This is a genomic window from Massilia sp. CFBP 13721, from assembly GCF_014842025.1.
Taxonomy (GTDB): domain Bacteria; phylum Pseudomonadota; class Gammaproteobacteria; order Burkholderiales; family Burkholderiaceae_D; genus Telluria.
This window is the reverse complement of sequence record NZ_JACYUY010000012.1, coordinates 94,542-117,465: the sequence shown is the minus strand read 5'-3', so window position 1 is coordinate 117,465 and position 22,924 is coordinate 94,542. Positions and strand designations below refer to the sequence as shown.

Annotated in this window: 19 protein-coding genes; 11 read left to right on the top strand and 8 right to left on the bottom strand. The window is 63.4% G+C overall.

Annotated elements, in window-relative coordinates; all coding sequences use genetic code 11:
- The first annotated feature begins 118 nt into the window (after positions 1 to 118).
- The 3 genes from IFT60_RS13705 (at position 119) to IFT60_RS13695 (ending at position 3,784) form a co-directional block, all read left to right on the top strand.
- On the top strand, positions 119 to 1,468 hold the full coding sequence (locus tag IFT60_RS13705) for a putative O-glycosylation ligase, exosortase A system-associated (protein ID WP_192052528.1): 1,350 nt from the start codon (positions 119 to 121) through the stop codon (positions 1,466 to 1,468).
- Complete coding sequence (locus IFT60_RS13700; RefSeq protein WP_192052527.1) at positions 1,465 to 2,484, top strand: polysaccharide deacetylase family protein; 1,020 nt, start codon at positions 1,465 to 1,467, stop codon at positions 2,482 to 2,484. Before IFT60_RS13705 ends, IFT60_RS13700 begins: the two co-directional genes overlap by 4 nt.
- Before the next feature lie 118 nt (positions 2,485 to 2,602).
- Entirely contained in the window at positions 2,603 to 3,784 is a 1,182-nt protein-coding gene (locus IFT60_RS13695) for a glycosyltransferase (protein ID WP_192052526.1), read from the top strand.
- Positions 3,785 to 3,822: 38 nt separating this feature from the next.
- On the opposite strand, the gene IFT60_RS13690 is transcribed toward IFT60_RS13695, so the two are convergent.
- From IFT60_RS13690 to IFT60_RS13680, 3 genes are all read right to left on the bottom strand, one after another.
- Positions 3,823 to 5,271: an oligosaccharide flippase family protein gene (locus IFT60_RS13690; RefSeq protein ID WP_192052525.1), complete on the bottom strand. Its 1,449-nt coding sequence runs from the start codon at positions 5,269 to 5,271 to the stop codon at positions 3,823 to 3,825.
- Between the two features lie 111 nt (positions 5,272 to 5,382).
- Positions 5,383 to 6,612 (bottom strand): pyridoxal-dependent decarboxylase, exosortase A system-associated, encoded by a 1,230-nt coding sequence (locus IFT60_RS13685; RefSeq protein WP_192052524.1) that lies wholly within the window; start codon positions 6,610 to 6,612, stop codon positions 5,383 to 5,385.
- The gene (locus tag IFT60_RS13680) at positions 6,609 to 8,195 is read right to left on the bottom strand and encodes an acyl-CoA ligase (AMP-forming), exosortase A system-associated (RefSeq protein ID WP_192052523.1); all 1,587 of its coding nucleotides are present in this window, start codon (positions 8,193 to 8,195) and stop codon (positions 6,609 to 6,611) included. The genes IFT60_RS13685 and IFT60_RS13680 overlap by 4 nt, the downstream gene beginning before the upstream one ends.
- 153 nt (positions 8,196 to 8,348) lie before the next feature.
- Here IFT60_RS13680 and IFT60_RS13675 point away from each other — a divergent pair, with 153 nt between their 5' ends.
- The 7 genes from IFT60_RS13675 (at position 8,349) to IFT60_RS13645 (ending at position 14,969) form a co-directional block, all read left to right on the top strand.
- On the top strand, positions 8,349 to 9,545 hold the full coding sequence (locus IFT60_RS13675; RefSeq protein WP_192052522.1) for a DegT/DnrJ/EryC1/StrS family aminotransferase: 1,197 nt from the start codon (positions 8,349 to 8,351) through the stop codon (positions 9,543 to 9,545).
- Positions 9,542 to 10,576, top strand: coding sequence for a GNAT family N-acetyltransferase (locus tag IFT60_RS13670; RefSeq protein WP_192052521.1), 1,035 nt, complete (start codon positions 9,542 to 9,544; stop codon positions 10,574 to 10,576). The genes IFT60_RS13675 and IFT60_RS13670 overlap by 4 nt, the downstream gene beginning before the upstream one ends.
- A 19-nt stretch (positions 10,577 to 10,595) precedes the next feature.
- Positions 10,596 to 10,844 carry an acyl carrier protein gene (locus IFT60_RS13665; RefSeq protein WP_197986323.1) on the top strand — a complete coding sequence of 83 codons (249 nt, stop codon included), beginning with the start codon at positions 10,596 to 10,598 and terminating at the stop codon, positions 10,842 to 10,844.
- On the top strand, positions 10,841 to 11,680 hold the full coding sequence (locus IFT60_RS13660) for a hydrolase 2, exosortase A system-associated (RefSeq protein ID WP_192052519.1): 840 nt from the start codon (positions 10,841 to 10,843) through the stop codon (positions 11,678 to 11,680). The genes IFT60_RS13665 and IFT60_RS13660 overlap by 4 nt, the downstream gene beginning before the upstream one ends.
- Positions 11,677 to 12,507 (top strand): hydrolase 1, exosortase A system-associated, encoded by an 831-nt coding sequence (locus tag IFT60_RS13655; protein ID WP_192052518.1) that lies wholly within the window; start codon positions 11,677 to 11,679, stop codon positions 12,505 to 12,507. The genes IFT60_RS13660 and IFT60_RS13655 overlap by 4 nt, the downstream gene beginning before the upstream one ends.
- Positions 12,477 to 13,754 carry a glycosyltransferase gene (locus tag IFT60_RS13650; protein WP_229510857.1) on the top strand — a complete coding sequence of 426 codons (1,278 nt, stop codon included), beginning with the start codon at positions 12,477 to 12,479 and terminating at the stop codon, positions 13,752 to 13,754. The genes IFT60_RS13655 and IFT60_RS13650 overlap by 31 nt, the downstream gene beginning before the upstream one ends.
- Positions 13,755 to 13,925: 171 nt before the next feature.
- Complete coding sequence (locus IFT60_RS13645) at positions 13,926 to 14,969, top strand: acyltransferase (RefSeq protein ID WP_192052517.1); 1,044 nt, start codon at positions 13,926 to 13,928, stop codon at positions 14,967 to 14,969.
- A gap of 121 nt (positions 14,970 to 15,090) precedes the next feature.
- Here IFT60_RS13645 and IFT60_RS13640 read toward each other — a convergent pair whose 3' ends face one another.
- Complete coding sequence (locus IFT60_RS13640) at positions 15,091 to 16,794, bottom strand: 6-pyruvoyl-tetrahydropterin synthase-related protein (protein WP_192052516.1); 1,704 nt, start codon at positions 16,792 to 16,794, stop codon at positions 15,091 to 15,093.
- A gap of 315 nt (positions 16,795 to 17,109) precedes the next feature.
- Positions 17,110 to 17,991: a glycosyltransferase family 32 protein gene (locus tag IFT60_RS13635; RefSeq protein ID WP_192052515.1), complete on the bottom strand. Its 882-nt coding sequence runs from the start codon at positions 17,989 to 17,991 to the stop codon at positions 17,110 to 17,112.
- 328 nt (positions 17,992 to 18,319) lie between these two features.
- Here IFT60_RS13635 and IFT60_RS13630 point away from each other — a divergent pair, with 328 nt between their 5' ends.
- Entirely contained in the window at positions 18,320 to 19,363 is a 1,044-nt protein-coding gene (locus IFT60_RS13630; protein ID WP_192052514.1) for a glycosyltransferase family 2 protein, read from the top strand.
- A 2-nt stretch (positions 19,364 to 19,365) separates the two neighbouring features.
- On the opposite strand, the gene IFT60_RS13625 is transcribed toward IFT60_RS13630, so the two are convergent.
- The 3 genes from IFT60_RS13625 to IFT60_RS13615 form a co-directional block, all read right to left on the bottom strand.
- Entirely contained in the window at positions 19,366 to 20,253 is an 888-nt protein-coding gene (locus IFT60_RS13625) for a glycosyltransferase family 32 protein (RefSeq protein ID WP_192052513.1), read from the bottom strand.
- Positions 20,254 to 20,355: 102 nt separating this feature from the next.
- Positions 20,356 to 21,318 carry a glycosyltransferase family 2 protein gene (locus tag IFT60_RS13620; RefSeq protein ID WP_192052512.1) on the bottom strand — a complete coding sequence of 321 codons (963 nt, stop codon included), beginning with the start codon at positions 21,316 to 21,318 and terminating at the stop codon, positions 20,356 to 20,358.
- Positions 21,319 to 21,374: 56 nt separating this feature from the next.
- Positions 21,375 to 22,826, bottom strand: a complete 1,452-nt coding sequence (locus IFT60_RS13615; protein WP_192052511.1) for an oligosaccharide flippase family protein — start codon at positions 22,824 to 22,826, stop codon at positions 21,375 to 21,377.
- Between the last annotated feature and the right edge of the window lie 98 nt (positions 22,827 to 22,924).

Genomic DNA, 22,924 nt, shown 5'->3' with positions numbered 1-22,924 from the left:
ATCAATTCTCTGGGCCTGTGACTTGCTGGCCGTGGTGTTTGCCTGCCGCTGGGCCTTGCGTGCCGACGCGGCCGCCACAAAAGCCGAACAACAAAAGAAAACGGGACGGGGCTGATCCATGCGCGACCTGGTAATGTTGAGCGTCCTGCCGTTCATGCTGTACTTCATGGCCAAACGCCCCTTCATCGGCGCCGGCATGTGGATCTGGACCGCATTGTTCTTCCCCAACGCCTGGGTCTATGGCGCCGCCGGCAGCATCCGCTACAACCTGCTGTTCACCACGGTGGCCATCGTCAGTTACCTGGTCATGAAAAACAAGCCGAAGCCCCTGATCGGAGCCTTGGGTGCGACGGTCGTGCTGTTTTTCCTGTGGACTACGGTCTCGACGATGTTGACGCTGGCCCCGCCGGAACGTGCCTGGGATATCTGGGAGCGCTTTTCGAAGGTGATCACGCTGTTCGTGTTCGTGCTTCTGGTGATCGAGAAGAAGCTGCACATCGATTTTTTCCTGTGGTGCGTGGTGTTTTCGGTGGGCTTTTACGCCGACCTCGAAGCGCTCAAATTCATCGTCAGCGGTGGCGGTCATAAGATCGAGGGCTTCGGTGGCCATGTGCTGGGCGACCGCAACGAACTGTCCCTGGCCTTCGTGATGACGCTGCCGATCTGCTATTACCTGCTGGGCGAATACGGGCAGCGCTCACGCATGATCTGGCTGGGCCTGCTCGGCACCATGGTACTGCTGACCGTCGCCGTGATCGGTACCCAGTCCCGTGGCGGCTTCGTGGCGCTCGCGGCTTTCGGCGCTTACCTCTTCCTCAAGACCGAACGCAAGGGACCGGTCCTGCTTTTGATGATCGTGCTGGCCATCGGCTTGTCCTTCTTCGTCTCGGACGAGTGGACATCGCGCATGAACACGCTCGAATCGGCCGACAAGGACGAATCCTTCATGGGACGGGTGGTCGCCTGGAAGCTCAGCTTCATCATGGCCATGCAAAATCCGTTCTTCGGCGGCGGATTCAAGTCGCTCGAGACGTATGCGGTCTGGACAGAGCTGTCCCGGTACTTCTTCGACTACAGCTGGTTCTCTACCGGTTCCGCCCTGCCGGCAACGGTAGGAGCGCGCGCTGCCCACAGCATCTATTTCCAGGTGCTGGGTGAACACGGCTTCGCCGGGCTGTTGATCTTCCTGACTTGCCTGGCGGGTGCGTTCTTCAAGGCCGGCCGCATCACGCGCAAGGCAAGGAAGCTCAAAGCCGCCGCGTGGGTCGGCCAGCTTGCCACCATGTTGCAGCTCAGCATTTTCGTCTTTGCGCTCGGCGGCGCCGCCCTCAGTTTTGCCTATTTCGAGCTGTTCTACGCCATCATCGCGCTGCTCATCGTCATCGAGTCGCGTATCCTCCCTGCCATTCTGAACGCATCGGCGCCGCCGGAGACATCAGTCATCAAGGCGACAGGAGTTTCCGCATGAACGACACCCTGCAGCTCACCGGTCGGCACACCGGGCAAATTCCGCGGCTGACGGTCGCCCTGATCAGGGCCTTGGGCAACACGCTGGCCGCCGGTCCGGCCGCCGACCGCCTCTGCATCGTCAACTACCACCGCGTACTGCCGGTCCACAACCCGCTGCTCGCGTCCGAGCCCGACGTCGCCGCCTTCAGCTGGCAGATGGAATTGCTGGCCCGTTGCTTTCACGTCATGCCACTGCGCAAGGCGATGGCCCACCTGCAGAGCGGCGAGCCGATACCGCCGCGCTCCGTGTGCATCACCTTCGACGACGGTTACCGCTCGATCCACGACCTGGCGCTGCCGGTGCTGCGCCGCTTCGGCCTGCCCGCTACCGTGTTCGTCACCAGCGGCCATGTCGGCAAGGGCAACATGTGGAACGACCGCATCATCGAGGCCGTGCAAATGCTGCCGGACGGCCTCCTCGACTTGAGCGACCTGGGCCTGGGCACGTTTTCGCTGCATAGCCTCGACGACCGCATGGCCGCGATCGGCCTCCTCACGGAGCGATCCAAATACCTGCCGCCCGCCGAGCGCAGCAACGTCATCGAACGGCTGGTCACCCTGGCGGGCGCCACGATGACGCCGGAACTGATGCTGACCCAGGACATGGTGCGCAACCTCGATCGCAGCGGCATCGAGATCGGCGCCCACACGGTGACGCATCCGATCCTGACCAGCCTGGACGATGCGTCGGCCCGCGCCGAGATCAGCACCGGGAAGGAAGAGCTGGAGGCGATCCTGGGTAAACCGGTGCGCCTGTTCGCCTACCCGAACGGCAAGGTCGGGATGGACTTCGACCATCGCCACGTGGCAATGGTGCGTGAAGCGGGCTTCGACGCCGCGTTCACGACCGCCGTCGGCGCGATCACGCGCGACCAGGACCATTTCCAACTGCCGCGCAGCCGTCCCTGGGACAGCAGCCCGCTGATGTTCGGGCTGCGCCTGCTGCGCTGGCTGGTGCAGGGACGCCCGCAATGAGCGCCCGACACCTGCCGCAGGCCAGGCGCTGGCCGAGCACGCGCATTCTCCAGGCGCTGACCTTGCACTTTACACACACATCATGCCGTTGATCCACCGCGTACCACAGGGAGGCGACGTGAGCACACCGTTGCCGATTGCATTCTGCGAAAACGGCGCCGGCTACGGCGGCGCCATCATCTCGCTGACCGCGATGCTGGACCACCTCGACCGGCGCTACGCCCCGGTCATCTTTACCGGTCTGGGCACGGAACCCTACCAACAGCTGGCGCGCTTCGGCCGCTGGCGTCAGCTGGCGCCGCGCGAACTGGTTGACCACCGCGCGCTGCGCCGCCACCGTGTGCCCTTCGCGTCGATGATCGACAACCTGTTCAACGTGTTGCCCGAGGCGCTGCGCTACTACCGCGCGTTTCGCGCCGAAGGCATTCGCCTGGTCTACCTGAACAACGACGCCACCTGTAACTTCGCGGCGGCGCTTGGCGCCCGCCTGGCCGGCCTGCCGCTGGTGCTGCACGCACGCGGATTCCATGCCGACACCCGCATCACCCGGCTGGTGCTGAAGTGGCTCGACCATTGCATCCCCGTCTCGAACGCCGTGAAAATGGACCTGCTGCAGCTCGGGCTGCCGGAAGACAAATGCACCGTCGTACCCGAAGGGCTGGACCTGGAGCTATTCCGGCCGCGCGTGCCCGCGGCCGCCCTGCTGGCCGAGCTCGGACTCCAGCCCGATGATCCGGTCATCACGCTCGTCGGCGGGCTGATCGACTGGAAAGGACAGGACATCTTGCTCGACGCCGCACCGCGCCTGTTCGCCCGCTATCCGCGCGCGCGTATCCTGCTGGTCGGGTCGGCCTATGGCCGCGACGATCTGTTCGCGCGCCAGATCGCGCATCAGGTCGCGGCCCCGGCCATGGCCGGACGCGTGCTGCTGCTGGGTGGACGCAGCGATGTCGCCGATATCCTCGCAATCAGTTCGGTGGTGGTGCACGCCTCCACCAAGCCCGAACCATTCGGCCGCACCTTCCTCGAGGGCATGGCGGCCGCTCGCCCGGTGATCGCCGCGGCCGAAGGCGGCCCGCTCGACGTCATCACCCATGAACACGACGGCTTGCTGGTTCCACCGCGCGATCCCGGCCTGCTGGCGCAAGCCATCCTGCGCATCCTCGACAACCCGGAGTGGGCCGCCGGCATGGCGCGCAACGCAGCGCAGACTGCGCAGCGCTATTCCATCGGGCAGCACACCGACGCCGTATCGGTGATCCTGCAGCGCCTGACCGCAAAGGTGCGCGCGCACGCTTAGAGACAATCCAAGGAGGGTTTTTTAGCGACGCGATGGCATCAAGCCATCCGCGCGCGCACCAATCGCGACTTCAGTCCCGCCGCCAGCAGATGCACTTCGCCCAGCAAGGCATGGCGTGTGACCCGCAGCGCCAGATACCAGGTGGCCGCAAGCAGCAGCGCCATGGTCAACAGGCGCGCGACGACGGGCATCGATTCCGGCAGCACCAGCTTCAACCCCAAACAGGCGATCACGCACAGGAGCGTTACAAGCGCGCTCAAGCGCACGCTGCCCAGCGCTGCGCGGACCGGATAGCCAAGGTGCCGCCGCTGCTGCAAGGCCATCACGGGAGCCGCAGCCAGGGTCGCCAGGCAGATGGCCCAGGCAAAGGTATTCAGGGAACCGTCGAACAGCCAGAAACCGAACCCGATCCGGGTCAGCAAGGTGACCGCCACTGGAATCGCGCCCAGGTAAGGCAAGCCGATGGCGGTCAGCGCAGCGGGCGCATACTGGAACATCATCATCACGGCTGCGGCGATCGTCAGCGGCAGGATCGCCGGCACGGACCCGATCCATGTCGCGCCATACAGTACCAGCACGATCTCCTTGCCCAGCAGGGCGGTCAGCGCATAGGCCGGCCAACCGATCCCGGTCAGCAGCGCGGTTGCGCGACTGAGCACAGGCGACAGCGATTCGCCGCGGTGGTGCGACTGCGACAGATAGGAAACCGCGCCATAGTTAATGGTCGAGCCCGCAGCATGGGTGAAAATCGACACGGTCGAGTTGGCACGGCTGAACAGGCCGACGTGGTGCGCGCTGCCGAGCTTGCCAAGCAGTATGTCCGGAATCGCATTGTTGACTGCCGCCGTGCAGTTCGTGATGAGCGTGCCAACCCCGAAGTGGGCGATGCTGCGCCAATGGCGCAGCGACGGTAGCCACGGCATGCCCTGGGGACGCAACGGAATATAACAAAGCGCGCTGGTAACAAGGCTGATCAGGTTCGCCCAGGCCAGGCTCATGGTCCCGAAGCCGAGCGCGGCCAACACCAGGCAACTGACGCAATAGGCGACAGTCGAGGCGGCGATGACAATGGCCTGCTTGTCGGCGGCAAATTCGCGGATGAGCAGCGATTGCGTAATCGACCCGAATGGAATGACGAAGAACCCGAGCGCCAGCACCCGCATCACCGGCACGATGCCCGGCTCTTGAAACCAGGCGCCCAACCAGGAACTGCATGCGAACAGCAGCAGCGCGATCAGCCACGACGAGGCGAACAGCACGCCAATGGCCGAGCGCATCTTTTCCACCGTCAGGTCCGGCTCGCGCTGGACGTACGCGGTCACCCCGAAATCGCGAAAAATGTGGGCAACGTTGACGAACACGACCGTCATCGAGAACACCCCGATTTCACTCGGGCTGAGCATGCGCGCGAGCAGCACGCTGACGATAAATTGCAGGAAGGCCGCGCCGGAAGAGGAGAAAAAATTGATGACCAGCGAGCGACGCAAATTTGCCATGGTGATCCTGATGCTTCCTGATGTGCACGTGTTCGCACCGAGCGATCAAGTCAATCTCATCGGCGAATCGTCGATTTTACACTGACACCGCTCTTGTTTCCCCTAAACAAGTACCTCGGCCGCTGCCGGATGACCGAGAAAGGCCGCGGGACTGGCCGTGAGGCCATAGGCACCCGACTGGAACACCACGACGAGGTCGCCCGCTTTGGCCGCCGGCAGGTCCATCCGGTCAGCCAGCATGTCGAGCGGCGTGCACAGCGGGCCGACCACGCTCACGCTCTCGCGTTCGTCCGCATCCATCCGGTTGCCGATCGCAACCGGGTAGTTCTTGCGGATCACCTGCCCGAAGTTACCCGACGCCGCCAGGTGGTGGTGCAGGCCGCCGTCGGTGACGAGGAACACCTGGCCGCGCGACTCCTTGCGCTCGACCACGCGCGCCACGTAGACCCCGGCTTCGCCCACCAGGTAGCGCCCCGATTCCAGCGATACCCGCACCTGGCCCAGTCGCGCGCGCACGCGCGCCAGCCACTCGGCCAGGCCGGCGGCGACCGGCGCCAGGTCGAGCGCCGCTTCGCCGGGAAAATACGGGATGCCGAAGCCGGCGCCGAGGTTCAGCATCTGCGGCGCGAAGCCGCATTCATCGGCCAGGCGCAGCGCCAGCTCGAAGCTGCGCGCATGGGCTTCCACGATGGCATCGGCCTTCAGGCTCTGCGAACCCGAGAAAATGTGCAGGCCAAGCGGCGCGATGCCGAGCGCGCGCAGCTGCGCCAGCGCTTGCGGGATCCGTTCGGCATCGATGCCGAACGGCTTGGCGCCGCCGCCCATGCGCATGCCCGACGCCTTCAGCTCGAAGTCGGGGTTCACGCGCAGCACCACGCGCGGGGCGATGCCGAGCGCATCGGCCTGCTGCCCGATGCGTTCGATCTCGCCTGGCGACTCGGCGTTCAGGCACACGCCGGCGGCGATCGCGCGGCGCAGCTCGGGCGTGCTCTTGCCCGGGCCGGCGAAGCTGATGTGCTGTGGATCGAATCCGGTGTCGAGGGCAGTCGCCAGTTCGCCGCCGGAGGCGACGTCGAGCCCGTCGGCTAATCCGGCCATCAGCCCGACCACGGCCGCCATCGGGTTGGCCTTGATCGAGTAATGCAGCTTGAGCTCCTGCGGCAAGACTGCGCGCAGCGCGCCCATGCGGCTGGCGATCAGGGCGCGGTCATAGGCGTAGAACGGCGTCGAGCCGACCCGCTCGGCCAGGCGCGACAGCGCGATGCCGCCGACCTGCAGCTCTCCGCCGGCGACCGGAAACTGCGTTTGCGGCGCGTGGACAGGCTTGTTCATGGGGACTGGCTTTCAAAAAGGTCGAGGTAGGCCATGCGCAGCGCCGGACGATCGATCTTGCCGTTCGGATTGCGCGGGAAAGGCTCGGTGCGCAAGGCCACGTGCGCCGGCACCATGTAGGCCGGCAACTGGCGCTTGTACTCCTTCAGCAGGGCCGCCGCGCTTGTCTCGCCGGCCACGGCCAGCAAGACCACCGCCTGTCCCAGTTCGGGATGCGGCACGCCGAAGGCGACCGCCTCCTCCACCAGTCCGCTGGCATAGGCCTGTTCCTCAATTTCGGTGGGGCTGATGCGGTAGCCAGACACCTTGATCAGGTCGTCGGTACGCCCGACGAAATACAGGAAACCCTCCTCGTCGCGGCGCACGGTGTCGCCCGACCAGACGGCCATCTCGACCAGCGGCAGCGCCGGATCCTGGCCCGGGGCCGGGCGGAAACGCTCGGCGGTCTTGGCCGGATCGTTCCAGTAGCCAAGCGACACCAGCGCGCCACGGTGCACCAGCTCGCCCGGTTCGTGCGGCGCGCACGGCGTCCCGTCCGCGCGCACCACCATCACCTCGGCGTTGGGGATCGCGCGCCCCATCGAATCGGGGCGCCGGTCCAGTTCCGCCGGCGGCAGGTAAGTCGAGCGGAAGGCTTCGGTCAGGCCGTACATCAGGAACACCTCGGCCCGCGGCAGGGCGGCGCGCAGGGCCGCGAGGGTGGCGCCGGGCATCGCGCCGCCGGAATTGGTCAGATAACGCAGGCTGCAGTCGGCCGGCCACGGCAGGCGCGCGAGCTGGCTCCACAGCGGCGGCACGGCGGCCAGGCCGGTGATGCGCTCGGCCGCCACCGCCGTCACGATGTCGCGCGCGAACAGGTGATTGATCAGCACCACCGAGGCGCCGCCGAGGAAAGCGCAGGTCAGCTGGCTCAACCCATAGTCGAAGCTCAGCGGCAGCACCGCCAGGATGCGGTCCGCCGGCGTCATGGCGAGATAGGCGCAGACGCTGCGCGCCCCCGCCACCAGGTTGCGGTGCGACAGCACCACGCCCTTGGGCTTGCCGGTCGAGCCGGAGGTGTACAGGATGGCGGCGACGTCGGCGTCGATGCGGCGCGGCGCCGCCGGGGTGGGCTGGCACGCGGCCGCGTCCAGTGCGTCCTCCCAGGCGGCCAGCTCGACGCCGGCAGGCACGGCATGCCCTGCCTGCAAGCCGGTGGCGAGCACCGCGCGCAGGTCGGGGCAGGCGGCCAGCACCGGCGCCAGCGCCTTCAGGCGCTCGTGCGACGTGACCAGCACGCGCACGTTGCAGTCCTGCAGGATGTGGGCGACCTGCTCGGGCTTGAGCAGCGGGTTGACCGGCACGAACACGGCGCCGGCAGCGGTGGCGCCGAACATCGCCGCCACGTTCTCGACACGCTTTTCCAGGAAAACCGCCACCCGTTCGCCGGGCGCACGCAGGCGCGCCCCGAGTACGGCGGCGGCGCCATGCACGGCATCGGCCAGTGCCGCGTAGTCGAGGCGCTGCTCGCCATGGACGAGCGCAGGTGCGAGGGGAGTGCGCGCGGCGGCGGCAAAAATGAAATCGTGGACCAGCTCGCTCATGAGTGTTTCAGGTGTGCTTATCGGGCGTAATACGGACGTGACACGGATGTGATGCGGGTGTCATGTTGCAGTGCAAATAAGACGCTATGTTACCATTTCGTTTGCGAAACAAGGCACAATGACGCTGATACGCCATCCAGATACCGCACCTCCATGCCGCTTCCCGCCACCATCCCGCTCACGCCGCCCGGGCGCCCCTTCGTGCCGCTCGCGCCGGTGCTGTCGCGCGCGTCGTTCGGGCGCGGCCGGGCCAGCCTGCGCGGCGTGCTCGATGCCGGCCCGGCGCAACTGGTGACCAGCGGCCGGGTCGCGCTGGCGCTGGCGCTGCGCGAACTGGGCGTGAGCGCAGGCGACACTGTGCTGCTGCCGGCCTACCACAGCCTGTCGATGGTGCCGCCGGTGCTGTGGCGCGGCGCCGCACCCGCGTTCTACCGCGTCGGGATGGACACGAAGGTGGACCTGGACGACGTGGCGGCCAGGCTCGGACCGCGCGTAAAAGTCCTGGTGGTGACGCATTATTTCGGTTTTCCCCAGGACCTGAGCACCATCCGCGCCTTCTGCGATGCCCATGGCCTGGCGCTGGTCGAGGATTGCGCCCACTGCTTCTTCGGCGAGCACGCGGGACGTCCGGTCGGGTCGTTCGGCGACTACGCCATCGCCAGCAGCATGAAATTCTTCCCTGCCTACGACGGCGGAGTGCTGGTGTCGAACCGGCGCCCGCTGGCACTGGCCATGCGCCCGGCCGGCCCCGGATTCGAGATCAAGGCGCTGCTCAACACGCTGGAACTGGGTTTCACTTACGGCCGCCTGCCGCTGCTGCGCGCCCTGCTTGCGGCGCCGCTGGCCGCCAAGGACCTGCTGTGGCGCGCGCTGAAATCCGCGCGTCCCCAGGGCGCGCCGGCACTCGCGCCCGCCTCCTCCGAGAGCGGCGTCGAATTCGACCCGGCCTGGATCGACAAGCCGGCTTCGTGGATCGCGCGCCGCCTGTTGCGGCGCGCATCCGGGGCGCGCATCGTCGCGCAGCGCCGCGCCAACTACCTGCGGCTCGAACGGACGCTCGGCCAGTTGCCCGGCTGCCGGCCGCTGTTCGACCGCCTGCCGGAGGGCGCCTGCCCCTGGCTGTTCCCGCTGCTGGTGGACGATCCGGAACCGGCATTCGCACGCCTGTGCGCCTGGGGCGTGCCGGTGACGCGTTTCGCCTCCACCCTGTGGCCCGGCGTCGACGCGGCTACCTGCGCCAGCAGCGCCGCGCTGTCGCGCCGGGTGCTGGCCTTTCCGGTGCACCAGGAACTGCTCGAGCACGAACTTGCCTGGCTCTGCGAACGCGCCCGCGCAGCGCTTACGCCATGAGGTGGCGGCTGCTTCCCGCGGCGCGCTTCGACACGGTGGCGCCGCACTGGGCCGCCCTGCACGCTGCCGGGCCGGCCGCGCCGATGCTGGCGCCGGCCTTCGTGTCGGCCCTGCTGGCAGAACTTGCCGATGGACGCGAACTGCTGGCCTGGTGCGAGGATGGCAACGGCCCTTGCGCGGCGGCCGTGCTGGCGCCACAGGGACCGGGCCGCTGGGCCACGTTCCAGCCGGCGCAGGCGCCGCTCGGACTCTGGCTGCAACGCCCCGGCCTCGACACCGGGCGCCTGCTCTCTGGCCTGTCCGGCGCCCTGCCCGGCTTTGCGCTGCAGCTCGGCCTGACCCAATGCGACCCGCTGCTGCTGACGCGCCCCGCCGACGGCGGCCAGGCGCGCACCCTGGACTACATCGCCACCGCGCGCATTATGGTTGCCGGCAGCTTCGACGACTACTGGAACGGACGCGGCAAGAACCTGCGCAGCAACCTCAAAAAGCAGCGCAACCGGCTGGCCGCCGACGCTGTCGCGACCCGGCTGGAAACCGTGACCGACCCGCAGGCCATGGCCGCCGCGATGGCCGACTACGGCCGCCTGGAAAGCGCCGGCTGGAAGGCGCACAGCGGCACCGCCGTCGATGCCGCCAACGCCCAGGGGCGTTTTTACGCGCGCATGCTGGAAGCCTTCGCCCATCAGGGCGGCGCACGCGCCTACCGCTACTGGTTCGGCGAGCGGCTGGTGGCGATGGACCTGTGCATCCTGGAGCGCGACACCATCGTCATCCTGAAGACGGCCTACGACGAAAGCGTGGGCAGCGCGTTCTCGCCGGCGCTGCTGATGCGCGAGGAAGCCTGCCGCACGCTGTTCGCCGAACAGCGCTTTGCGCGCATCGAATTTTACGGACGGGTCATGGAGTGGCACACGCGCTGGACGGACCAGGTGCGCACTCTTTACCATCTCAACCATTACCGGTGGCCGGCGCTGGCACGCCTGCATGCACTGCTGCAGGAACGCGGCGCCACCACCGCTCGTAGCTGAATATGCAATGGAGCATGACATGTATCTGGAAGAAGTGAAGACCCTGCTGGCCGACGTGCTGAACCTCGGCGACGCCGGCCAGGCGCTGAGCGCCGATTCGCCGCTGCTGGGCGCCCTGCCCGAACTCGACTCGATGGCCGTGATCAGCGTCATCGCCGCCATCGAAGACCGCTTCGGCATCATGATCGACGATGACGACATCAGCGCGCGTACTTTCGAAACGCTGGGGAGCCTGGCCGCTTTTGTTGCCGATAAAGCACAGCAATGAGCGCAGCGGAGAACGCCGCCGCCCAGCCCTTCTTCCTCCCACGGGAAGATGGGCAGCGCTTTTGCATGTACCACCCGCCCGCCGGCGTCACCTGCCGCGGCGCCATCCTGTACGTGCATCCGTTTGCCGAAGAGATGAACCGCTCGCGCCGCATGGCCGCACTGGCTGCGCGCGCGCTGGCGGCGCACGGCTACGGCGTCCTGCAGATCGACCTGCATGGTTGCGCCGACAGCAGTGGCGACTTCGGGGACGCCCGCTGGCATGCCTGGAAGGCCGACCTGCAGGCGGGCTGCGCCTGGCTGCAGGAGCGCCTTGGCCAGCCGGTCACGCTGTGGGGGCTGCGCCTGGGCGCGCTGCTGGCGCTTGATTACGCCGCCACGGCAGCGGTGCCGCCGGCGCGGCTGCTGCTATGGCAACCGGTGATCAGCGGCGCGGCCTACATCACCCAGTTCCTGCGCCTGCGCATTGCCAGCGACATGCTCGGCGGCGAACCGACGGGCGCCGGCACCGACGCGCTGCGCGTCGCGCTGGCCGGCGGCGAGGTGCTGGAAATTGCCGGCTACGACCTCGCGCCGGCCCTGGCGGCAGCCATCGACGGCGCCGATGCCACCAAACTGGTGCCCATCGGGATACCGGTGGATTGGTTCGAGATCGTCGCCAGCGCGGAGCGCCCGGCGTCCCAGGCGGCCGAACGCACGACGTTCAACTGGCGCCTGGCCGGGGCCCGGGTGAACCTGCAGGCGGTCGCCGGCCCGCCATTCTGGTCGACCCCGGAAATGACCGAATCCGCAGCGCTGATCGAGGCCAGCTGCCGCACCTTGCTGGAGGAGCAATGACTGAAGAACGGGCGCTCGCCTTTCGCTGCGAGGAAGACTGGTTGTACGGTGTCGCCAGCCTGCCGCAGCAGCCGTGCACGCGCGGCGTGCTGATCGTGGTGGGCGGCCCCCAGTACCGTGCCGGCAGCCACCGCCAGTTCGCCCTGCTCGCGCGCGCCCTGGCCGACCAGGGCATCGCGGCGCTGCGCTTCGACTACCGCGGGATGGGCGACAGCCAGGGCGAGCCACGCAGTTTCGAGTCCGTGGATGCCGACCTGCGGGCCGCGCTCGACGCCTTTTTCGCGGCCGTCCCCAGCCTGCGCGAGGTAGCGCTGTGGGGCCTGTGCGACGGCGCATCGGCGGCGCTGTTCTACGCGGCGCAGGATGCCCGCGTGAGCGGCGTGGCGCTGCTCAATCCCTGGGTGCGCACCGAACGAGGCATGGCCAAGGCGACCATCAAGCACTACTACCGGGCACGCTTACTCGACCCGACGTTGTGGCGCAAGCTGCTGGCGGGACGCTTCCAGTTGCGCGCCGCCCTGTCCTCATTGCGCCAGCTGATGGGCAGCGCGCAGCAGCCTGCCGCAAGCAGCGCCGCCACCCTGCCCGAACGGATGCGTAGCGGGCTCGAGGCGTTCAACGGAAAAGTCCTGTTGATCACCAGCGGCAAGGACCTGACGGCGCGCGAATTCGACGACCTGGCGGCGGCCTCGCCGGCCTGGAAGCGCCTGCTGGGCGCGGCGCGCGTGACCCGCCACCGGCTGGGCGCGGCCGATCACACCTTCTCGCGCCGCGCCTGGCGCGACCAGGTCGCCGCATGGACGGCGCAGTGGGTTCGTACGTGGTGAAACGGGTGCTGATGGTGGCGTTTCATTTTCCACCGCAGCGCGGCAGCAGCGGTGTGCAACGCACGCTGGCGTTCTCGCGCCACCTGCCTGCGCTTGGCTGGCAGCCTGCCGTGCTGACCGCGCACCCGCGCGCCCATGCCAGCCGCGGCCAGGAGCAGGTCGGAGAAATTCCACCGGACTTGCCGGTCGAGCGTGCCTTTGCGCTCGACAGCGCGCGCCATTTGAGCATTCGCGGCCGCTATCTGGGCGCACTGGCCCTGCCCGATCGCTGGGTCGCCTGGTGCCTGGGCGCGATTCCCGCCGGCTTGCGCATGGTTCGCCGGCTGCGGCCGGCGGTGATCTGGTCGACCTATCCGATCGCCACCGCCCACCTGATCGGGCTGGCGCTGCATCGGCTGACCGGACTGCCGTGGGTCGCCGACATGCGCGACCCGATGATCGATGCCGGCTATCCGTCCGGACGCGCGGTGCGGGCCGCCTTCGGCTGGATCGAGGCGCGCACCATCCGGCATGCCGCGCGGGTGGTCTGCACCACGCGCGGCGCGCTGGCCGCCTACCGCGACAAATACCCGGATGCCGATCCCGCCAAATTCGTGATGATCGAGAACGGCTACGACGAGGACAATTTTACCGGCGCGCAAGCGGCTGCGCCGGCTGGCGCAGCGCGGCCCTTGCTGCTGCTCCACAGCGGCATCATTTATCCGTCCGAACGCGATCCAGTCCCCTTTTTCCAGGCGCTGGCGACGCTGCTGGCGGAAGGCAAAGTGTCGGCGGCGACACTGCAGGTCCGCTTGCGCGCGGCAGTGCATGATGCCTACCTCGGTGCGCTGATCGATCAATATGGCATCGGCGCCATCGTCTCGCTGGCGCCGCACCTGCCCTACCGCGAGGCGCTGTCGGAAATGCTGGCGGCCGACGCCCTGCTGGTGCTGCAAGGCGCGAACTGCAATTGCCAGGTACCCGCCAAGCTGTATGAATATTTGCGCGCGCGGCGCCCGATCCTGGCCCTGACCGATGCCGCCGGCGACACCGCGGCGACCTTGCGCAGCGCCGGCATCGACACCATCGGGCCGCTCGACGAGCCGCAGCGCATCGCTGCGGTGCTGCTCGATTTTCTGGCCAGGGTGCCTGCCGGCAGCGTGGTCTTGCCTGCCGATGATGTGGTGTTGGGCGCCTCGCGCAAGGCGCGCGCGGTACAGCTGGCGGCGCTGCTCGATGATGTAATGGCCACTCACGACAACGGCTGAATCAACAGCGTTTCGCATTGCCTGGTGGGGACTGAATGGTGGTGGTCCGCGCGCAACCTGAACAATCATGTTCAGTTTCGTGCGATCATGTTCCCGTCATCGCTCGCCTTTGTTTCGAACACTTCCCGGTAACACCCTCGGCTATATGTGAATCATAACCTGTCTTCTTTCGTGAACTCTACCCTGCCACGTTTAGCAAGCGTCGACTCTTTCCGCGTACTGGCCATGTTGGCAGTCATTGCCATACATACAGTCCCGTTTTCGGATACGAGATCTATCGGAAACGAGTTAAATCTTGCCATCGTCATCAATCAGCTGGCACGATTCGCGGTTCCGTTTTTCTTTGTTGCATCTGGATATTTCTGGTCAAAAAAGATTTCTACTAGCGACGACATACTCGGTTCGTCGAAAAAAACGGCCAAACGTATTTTGGCACTGTTCGTGTTATGGTCGCTCGCTTACGTCTGCATAACAGGAATGAATCTCCTGTTAATGAACGGCCGCATTGCTTTCCTTAAAGAAGTCGACTTCTTTATCGATGCCTTGATCCATCGACCTGTTACCTCTTTGCTTCAAGGAAGCAAAGCGCATCTCTGGTTCTTGCCAGCCTTGCTCATCAGCCTACTGCTTACAGCCTATTTTCTCGAAAAGAACCGACTCCGCGCACTGGTAATCGTCGCAATTGGTTTATATACCGTCGGCCTTCTAGGCGGAGCCTATAATGCCAGCCCGCTAGGAATCAATACGCAGTTCAATTTCCGAAATGGGCCATTTTTTGGCTTGTTGTTTTTCGTTGCCGGCCATGTACTACAGCAACTCAAGCCAACGCATTCCTGGTTTATCTATGGATTCGCTCTTACCCTTGCTGCACTTGTCTTGCAATTTCTTGAGCTGAATTATCTTTTTAAAACATGGGGAACCAGCCTGCGGCAAGATTATGTAGTCAGTACGTTCTTTGTAGGCATGGGCGTGTCCATGATGGCGCTCTCCAATCATCCCCGCCTTCGTTGGGATACGCTGTCTGGTGTCGGGCCAATCGTGTTAGGGGTATATGCCGTCCATTACGTTTTCGTCGATCTTTTTGCTTTCCGGCATCATTGGACTGGCATTGGATGGGTCGACGACATCTTCTATGTCATCGCTGTGTTCGCACTGTCCACGGTGGCAGCATTCGCCATGTCACGCTTGAGCATCACGAAACCACTTGTCGCCTGAATTTTCGGATATGGATCGGGGCTTGGGTTACTGCCGGTAAGCGGCATGTTCAGCCAATTATCTCTGCCCTTCGCGTATTGAACGAAAGGGTTTGGCGTCTTGCGCGCATCGGGTCCTCAAGTCACATCGCATTTGCTGTCACGGCGTGGCGGTGCGCGTGGCGCGCCAGCAAGAGCAGGATCAACAGCGCGCCCGCACTCATCCACAGCCCCGTGATTTCGGCTGGCAAACGACCGAATTGCAGTGTGACCTTATGTACCCCCGGCGCCAGATCAAGCGCAATGACGCCTGTTTCCTTATCTATATAAACTGTTTTCGCCTGGTCATTCACCGTGGCCTGCCACGCAGGGAATGCAAATACGGGCAAGCGCAGGCGGAGGGGGCGAGGTGTCTTGATGGTGGCTGTGAAGGCATGGCTGCGCTGGACGACATCGCTGCATTCGATGTTCAGGCGCGCGCAGTCTCCCGCCAGTGCGCCGGCATTGGCATAATCGATCCACAGCGGACCGCGTACAGCCAGCAAGTATTCAGGTTGGCCGAAACGGCCATTGAAATATTTATCGTGGCTCGCCATGCGCTCGCCGTCGCGCGCGATTTTCAGTTGCAGGATTGCGGCCTGGCCGCATTGCAATGCAATCAGGAGCACGGCAGCGCCACGCGCCACTTTGCTCCAGCGTGCCCAGGCGCCTTCGTTCAGGTGAATCATCAGCGCAATGCTGACCAAGATCGAGGCCAGGAACATGAAGCGGTAGGGAAACTGCAGCTTTTGCATCGGCGGCAATAGCGCGTACAACGGATAGGCCAGTTCGCTACCCAGGGCAAGCGCGCACAAGGCCACGATCGCCAGGCGCTTCGCATTGCGTTGGCGGGGAGTCAATGGCAGTGGTGAGCGCGGAACCAGCACGAGCAGGATCATGCCCATGCAAACGAGCGAGAACGGCCACTGCACGCCGAACCAGTAGGTACCGAACAGGAACTGGCTGACAAACGGCAAGGCGAAGCAGCGGCGCCAATTAAAATTTTCTTCCCAACCGGCCGGGTTGATCAGGTGCATCTGGGTCAGCGCCGGATAAACGAAGAACGCCGCCAGGGCCAGCCCAAGCACGATGCCGCCGAGCCAGGGGGCGTGCAAGGTCAGCGTGCGGGGTCGCAGTGGCACGACAACCAGCCGTGCCAAACCTGTGCACAGCAAGACCATCAATCCACTGAGCAGATGGCTCAGGCAAATCAGGCACAGCAGTACAGCAATGTAGCGCGCGCGTGGTTTGTCGCGCACGCTCTCGGCGGCGAACAGGATGCTGAACGGGATGCTCAACGTCCATGGAAAGGCCGCCAGGTGAGTCGACATGAAATACAGGGTCGGACAGCCGGCGACGAACATTGTCCCCAGCACGGCGGCGCGCATTGAATACCAACGCAGGAAATGCCAATATACAATTCCTGCAATCATCAAGAAGGGGATGACAGCAGCCAGGAGCAATGCTCGCTCCGGGCCTGCACCCAAAATTAGGAACAGGCTGCTGATGTAATAAAAAAGCGGCTGGTAGTAAAAAAAGGAAGGGTCGCCCAGGCCAAGCTGGGCGGCATTGGCCCACCTTGGCAGCAGGACACCATCCTGCAAGGCCGTATGGAACTGTTCCACCCAACGCAGGTGAACAGCGATATCGTTCTGATGCGCCAGCTTCAAGGTTGCCAAGGGATACAGCCACAACAGACCGATGAACAGGCACAACGCTACTACGGCGCCGGAGCGCAGCCGGCGTTCTGGCGCAATCGCGGATAAAACAGGCGCTGAGGTACGAATCTGACTCGAAAAGATATTCATATTTCGAGTATATGTTATTGTTTTTATAAATAAAATCTTTGTTACATCAGTCTATGAACCGTTATTTAATTTAACAAAATTTTAATGAATTTCCCGATGTCGGTGAAATGACTCAGCGAAATATTCATGCAATAAAGCCACGGACAGCTATCAAGGAACCGGCCGAACTCTTTTACCAGGCGGCGCACCAGTACTGGCAGGTCCGCACGCAAGCATTTCTGCACTGGAAATCAGGCGACTGATGGCGTGAATAACGCGTCATGCGTGACACCGTGTCCCGCGACAGGCACAGGATGCATCGGTCTATCAGCGTGTTCAGGATTTCGTCTTGCGCAGGCGGCCGCTGGCGACGTCGTAAGTGAACTGCACCATGCGCCAGAATCGCGTCATGATGCGTTTGCCGACACCAAGATGCAGTAAAGGATGGCTCTGCACCGAATAGTGCGATTTAAAAGCCGTTTCGTGCGACTGGTTACGGTAGATGTTGTATGTCAGGCCGAGATCACGCTCGCTGTCGGCGAGGCGGTGCGGATGCTGCGCCAGGATGCGATGGATGGCGCGCGTATAAGCGATGGGACCAGTCACCCGCAGCACGCCGTTCTTGCCCACGCCGTGCAGGCTCGGTAGGTAGGTATCGATATTGGCCAGGACGGTATCGATGACGGCTTTCATGAACGGATGGCCCGGTGCGCAAATGATGTGCCACTGCTGTAATTCACCCGCGGCGATGTCACGCAATTCATAGTGCTGACCCCAGCCATTTGCAGCGTCGTGTTCGTTCCAGTGCGACAGCACGAAACGATCGTCTGGCCGCAGCACGCTGTCGAACGGGCGCGCGGCGCCGCTTTTGATGTCGAGGTAGACGCCGCCCACCTTGTACATCAGCAGGTAACGAAACAAATCCGCCCGCGCGGCGCCGTAGCGTGCATCGATGCGCAAAAACCGTTCCAATACGGAGGCCGGGTAGTTTTCGCGAATGAAACGGACGATGTCGTCATCGGTGTAGAAGCGGTATTCCCAACCGGGATTTGCAGCCTGCAGCTGGTCGACATTGTGCTGCAACTGCGGCGCCAGCGTCCTTTCATAAAACGTCTGGTGCAAGATACGCGGAATGGCTGCGCCCATATCGTTAACAGGGACATCGCTCCGGCATACCGCGCGGTTCAGCGTTGGGAAGATCTTTTCTTTGACTGACATGAAGTCCTTGGAACGGTGCTGGATGCGTCGCCGAGTATACGCGCAACGCAGCTGATCGGTCGAGCCTCTTGGCAGCGCGCTTGCAAGACCTCGATTGGTTGGAAGGCGATGGTAAGATGCTGGATTACTATCTTTCTGTTTCGGATGGCCGGCCGGTTTCCACAGCACGCGTTCATGAGCACACTTCTCCAGATTTCATCCCGGACACCGCTGCTCCTCCCCCGCGCGCCGCAGCCCTCGTGAGCCACTGCCCTCAACGCGACTTCTCCTCGGGCGCGTCCTGAATCCGCTGGTTTTTTCCGGCTACTCTTATGAATCACCATAAATAATGAATACAGCAGTCTTGCAGCAGACCACGCAGCCGGCAACGCGGGCCAAGGTACTTATCAGCATCCTGAACTGGAACCGCGCGCAAAGAACGTTGCATTGCCTGGAATCCCTTCGTGACCAGCGGGCCGTCACGCAAGCCGATGTCACCATCCTGGTCATCGATAACGGGTCACGCCCCGACGATATCGCGCAGCTGGAGGCAGGAATGGCTGCTCATGACGCCATCCTGAAGCGGCTACCGGTCAACCTCGGCTTTACTGGTGGACACAACGTCGCTATCGACATTGCAATGAAGGAGGGCTACGACTTCATCTGGCTGCTGAACAACGATGCCGCTGTCATGCCGGGCACGCTCGAAGAACTGGTGACCGTGTTGCAAACCAGCCCGCAATGTGGCGCAGTCTCGCCTGTTTTGCGCGACATCGACGATGGCACTACGGTCGCGCGCTGCATCAATACCCACGACTGGGCCAAATTGCGGGACCGCCGCATCGTCTCGATCGAGGAAGGAAAACGCTTTCAGGCAGCGCATCCCGAGGCGACCTGGGTCGACGGCACCGCGGTGCTGTTCCGTGTGGCGGCCTTGCGTGACACCGGTCCGCTCGACGACAATCTGTTTGCCTACTACGACGATAACGATATCGGCGTACGACTGGCCGCAAAAGGCTGGTTCAGCCAGTGCGCATTCGATGCCACCGTCCTGCATGACGTCAAGAAAATGTACGAAGAGTTCCCTCTGTATATGGTCTATCTGCTGCAGCGAAACGAGCTCTTGTTCTGGCAAAAAAATACGCCAGCCGGCTACCGGCGTTTTTTGATCCCGCGCCTGCTCGACCGGGCGCTGTACGACGCCAACCGGCTGTATCGGAATGGCTGGACAAAACAGGCTGATACTACCCTGATCGCCGTGTCCGATTTTTTCAACCGCAAGTTTGGCGGCCCGTCATATGACCGCAAGGTGCCGTTGCTGATGCGGGCAGCATGCGCCATATCAGCACTGTATTACCGCAAGAAACTGCCGCCGCAGCGACAGCGTCCCTGAGTTCAGGCCTTCAGCTTGGCCGGGTCGCGGACCCGGTAATGCAGGTACTGAACCAGCCCATACACCCGGCTCACCAGGCGTTTGAGCGGGCTCAAACGCACGATCGGTGCCGTCTGTTTCGAATAATGGCCGGCGAACACCTTGACGTGTTGCATGTTTTCACCGTAGACGTTGTATTCCAGGCCAATCTCGTTGCGGCCATCGACGTCGCGGTGCGGATGATCCGCCATGATGCGCCGGATCGCCAGCGTATAAGCGATCGGCCCGGTGACGCGCAAGACCCCGGGCTTGCCGGTCTGATGCAGATAAGGATCATAGGCGTCGATGTTGGCCATGACCGCTTCCAGCACCGCTTTCATGTATGGATGGCCCGGCGCGCACAAGATGTGCCATTGCTGGAATTCGCCGCCGGGTATATGGCGCAGGTCATAGATAAAACCGTCGGAATGTTCAAATTCTCCATTCGGTAAATACCACTGCGACAGGATGAAGCGGTCGTCGGGCTTGAGGACGGAATCGAGCGGGCGCGTGGCCGTGCTCTTGATATCCAGGTACAGGCCACCGACCTTGTACATCAGCAGATAGCGGAAAAAATCGGCGCGCGCAGCGCCATAGCGCGGATCGATGCGTTCGAAATAACTCCACACCCATGCCGGGTAATTTCCTTTGATGAAAGTGGCAATATCGTTGTCGTCGTAAAACCGGTATTCCCATCCAGGATTCAACGCGCGCAACCGGTCCACATTTTCTTGCAAGCGGTCCGATAACTGGCGCTCGTAAAATGTCTGGTGAATAATGCGTGGAATCGACGTGCCAGCCTCGAATGGTTCGAGCAAGGCGCGGCGCGGGGCACGATTGAGTGTGGGGAATAGCAGTGTTTTGATCGACATGAAGGGCACGAAACAAAGAGAAATGGGCGAAACCGAACGAAGCAGAGCCTGGCAATATCAATGGCCCATGTTCGTGAGCGAGAGAGGCGACCGGTATGTCCTTTATTGGCTCAGGCGCCACAACAGCTGACGCGGCAGTGGCGGCAAGCGCGTGATCATGGCTTTGAGCCGGAATTTTTTGTCGCCTGGCGGCGGGCGCAGCACGTCCAGCATTTGCGTTGCCATGTCGAACGCGCCGCGCTCGAAGGCCCCATTGAAAACGCTGAGGCGGCGCTCTTTAATGCTCTCACGAATGGCTTCGCCATACAGCACCGCGCTGCGATGGTGGGCCAGCGCGAATTCCAGAATCTGGATCGTGCCATGGACCTGGCGCACATTGTCGCTCGAGTCATTGGCGCCGTGCCGTCGAATGCGAATCATCGGCGTAGCGCACACCGCCGTTTCGCCGGCCTCGACCAGACGCAGGGCAAATTCGAAATCTTCGGCACCGACGCCGTTGAAGCGGCTGTCGTATCCGCCCAGTTCGGTGTACAAGGAGCGGCGGATGACATTCCCCGACGGGAATAACGGTTGAAAGCGCAGAATGCGCTGGTACAGGTCGGGAATGCCATGCCAGAATGCGCCGCTGCGCTCGGCGCCATCAAAAAAGTCGCGCGGCGCGCTGGAAAGTTTATCGGCCTGCGTACCGTTTTCATCGAACGTCACGAAGTTGTTGTAAATGCTGTTGCATTCCGGGTGCGCGCGCAACCAGTCTTGCATTGCGTCGACGTAACCGGCTTCCAGTAAATCGTCGGAATCGCACAATGCAATGAATTCGCCGCGGGCGGCGGCAACGCCGCGATTACGCGCGCGCTGCACTCCGCCATTCGGACCGCCGAGGAGCTGCACCCGGCCTGCGTAGGAAGCCAAGACCGCCGTGGTGTCGTCGGTCGAGCCATCGTCGACGACGATTATTTCGAGGAACGGTGGATGTTGCGCCAGCGCGCTGTCGAGTGTCTCGGCAATAAGGTGGCCCCGGTTGTAGGTCGGGATGACCAGCGAAATGGTCGGGCTTCTGCAGTCCACGATGTCTCCAAATTGTTACTGTGATTAAAACGTCCTCGTCCACGCCGCCATATTCATCAGACGAACTGCGGCAAGCGTGCACGTACGCCCGCCACGATCTGGTGCACTTCGGGCAGCAATTCGTGGCGCGTCAGGCGCAGTGCGCCATACCAGATGGGGACCAGGGCCAGCATCAGCACCAGCAGGCGTGCCATCGGGGCCATCGTAGCAGGAAGCACGAGCATGATCGCTGCGCCACCAATCAGGCACATCAGCGTGACGGCCAGGCTGGCGCGAAGACTCATCAGCATGGGGCGCAAGCCAAAGCCAAGATACCGGCCTTGCTGGAAGATGATGACCGGGGCCACGACGATGGTGGCAATGGCAATCGACCAGGCATAGTTGGCCAGGTCGCCATTGAACAAGATAAAGGCAAGCACGATCCGCGAGAACAGGGTAAGCGCTGCCGGTAAGGCGCTCAGGTACGGCCGGCCAATGGCAGTCAGTGCCGGTGGGGCATACTGAAACAGGATCGATACCGCGGCAGCCACGGTGAGTGGCAGGATCGCCGGGACGCAGTTGAGCCACTTTTCGCCGTACAAGGTAAAGACGATATCGTGCCCCAGCAACGCCGTCAGCGCGTACGCCGGCCAGGCTACGCCGGTCAGCAGCGCCGTCGTGCGCGCCAGCGTGGGCGCGAGGGATTCGCCGCGATGGTGCGACTGCGACATGTAGGCCACCGCGCCATAGCTGATCGTGGAACCCGCAATGAAAGTGAACAGGGCCACTGTCGAGTTGGCACGGCTGAACAGCCCGACCGCGCGCGCGTTGCTGAGCTTTCCCAGCAGGACGTCGGGAAGCGAGTTGCTGAGCGCGTTCAAGGTATTGGTCATCAAGGTTGCCATGCCGAAGTTGGCAATCCCTTTCCAATGGCGGAATGAAGGCATCCAGGGCATGCCGGGCGGACGGTAAGGAATGTACATCAGCGCCGTGACGGCATTGCTGATCAGGTTTGCCCAGGCAATACTCAAGGTGCCGCAACCGAGCGCAGCCAGCGTGACGCAGCTGACGCAATAACTCACCGTACTGCCTGCCGAAACAACGGCCTGCTTATCGGCAGCCAGTTCACGCACCAGCATGGCGTGCGTAATGGCACCGAATGGAATCAAGAGGAAGCCGATCGCCAACAGGCGGATGATCGGGATGGTGGCGGGTTCATTGAACCAGGCGCCAATCGATCCGCTCGCCAGGTACAGGATGGTTGCCATCGACCAGGTCGATGCAAACATGACACCGATCGCCGAGCGGATCTTTTCCGGCGTCAGGTTCGCTTCGCGCTGCAGATAACTCGGCACACCGAAGTCACGGAACATGTGGGCAATGCCAACGAACACCATCGCCATCGAAAACACGCCGATTTCACTTGGGCTGAGCAGGCGCGCCAGGAAAATGCTGGTAATGAATTGCAGGAGCGCCGCCCCGGACGAAGAAAGGAAATTGATTACAAGTGAACGGCGAAGTTTTGTCATAGAGCTACAGCAAGGGTAAAACGGAAGAGCGGAGTGCGTATTCGAAAGGTGAAGGTGAACCGCCTGGCGACGCACGGCTTGCGCAGTTCTGCCGCATT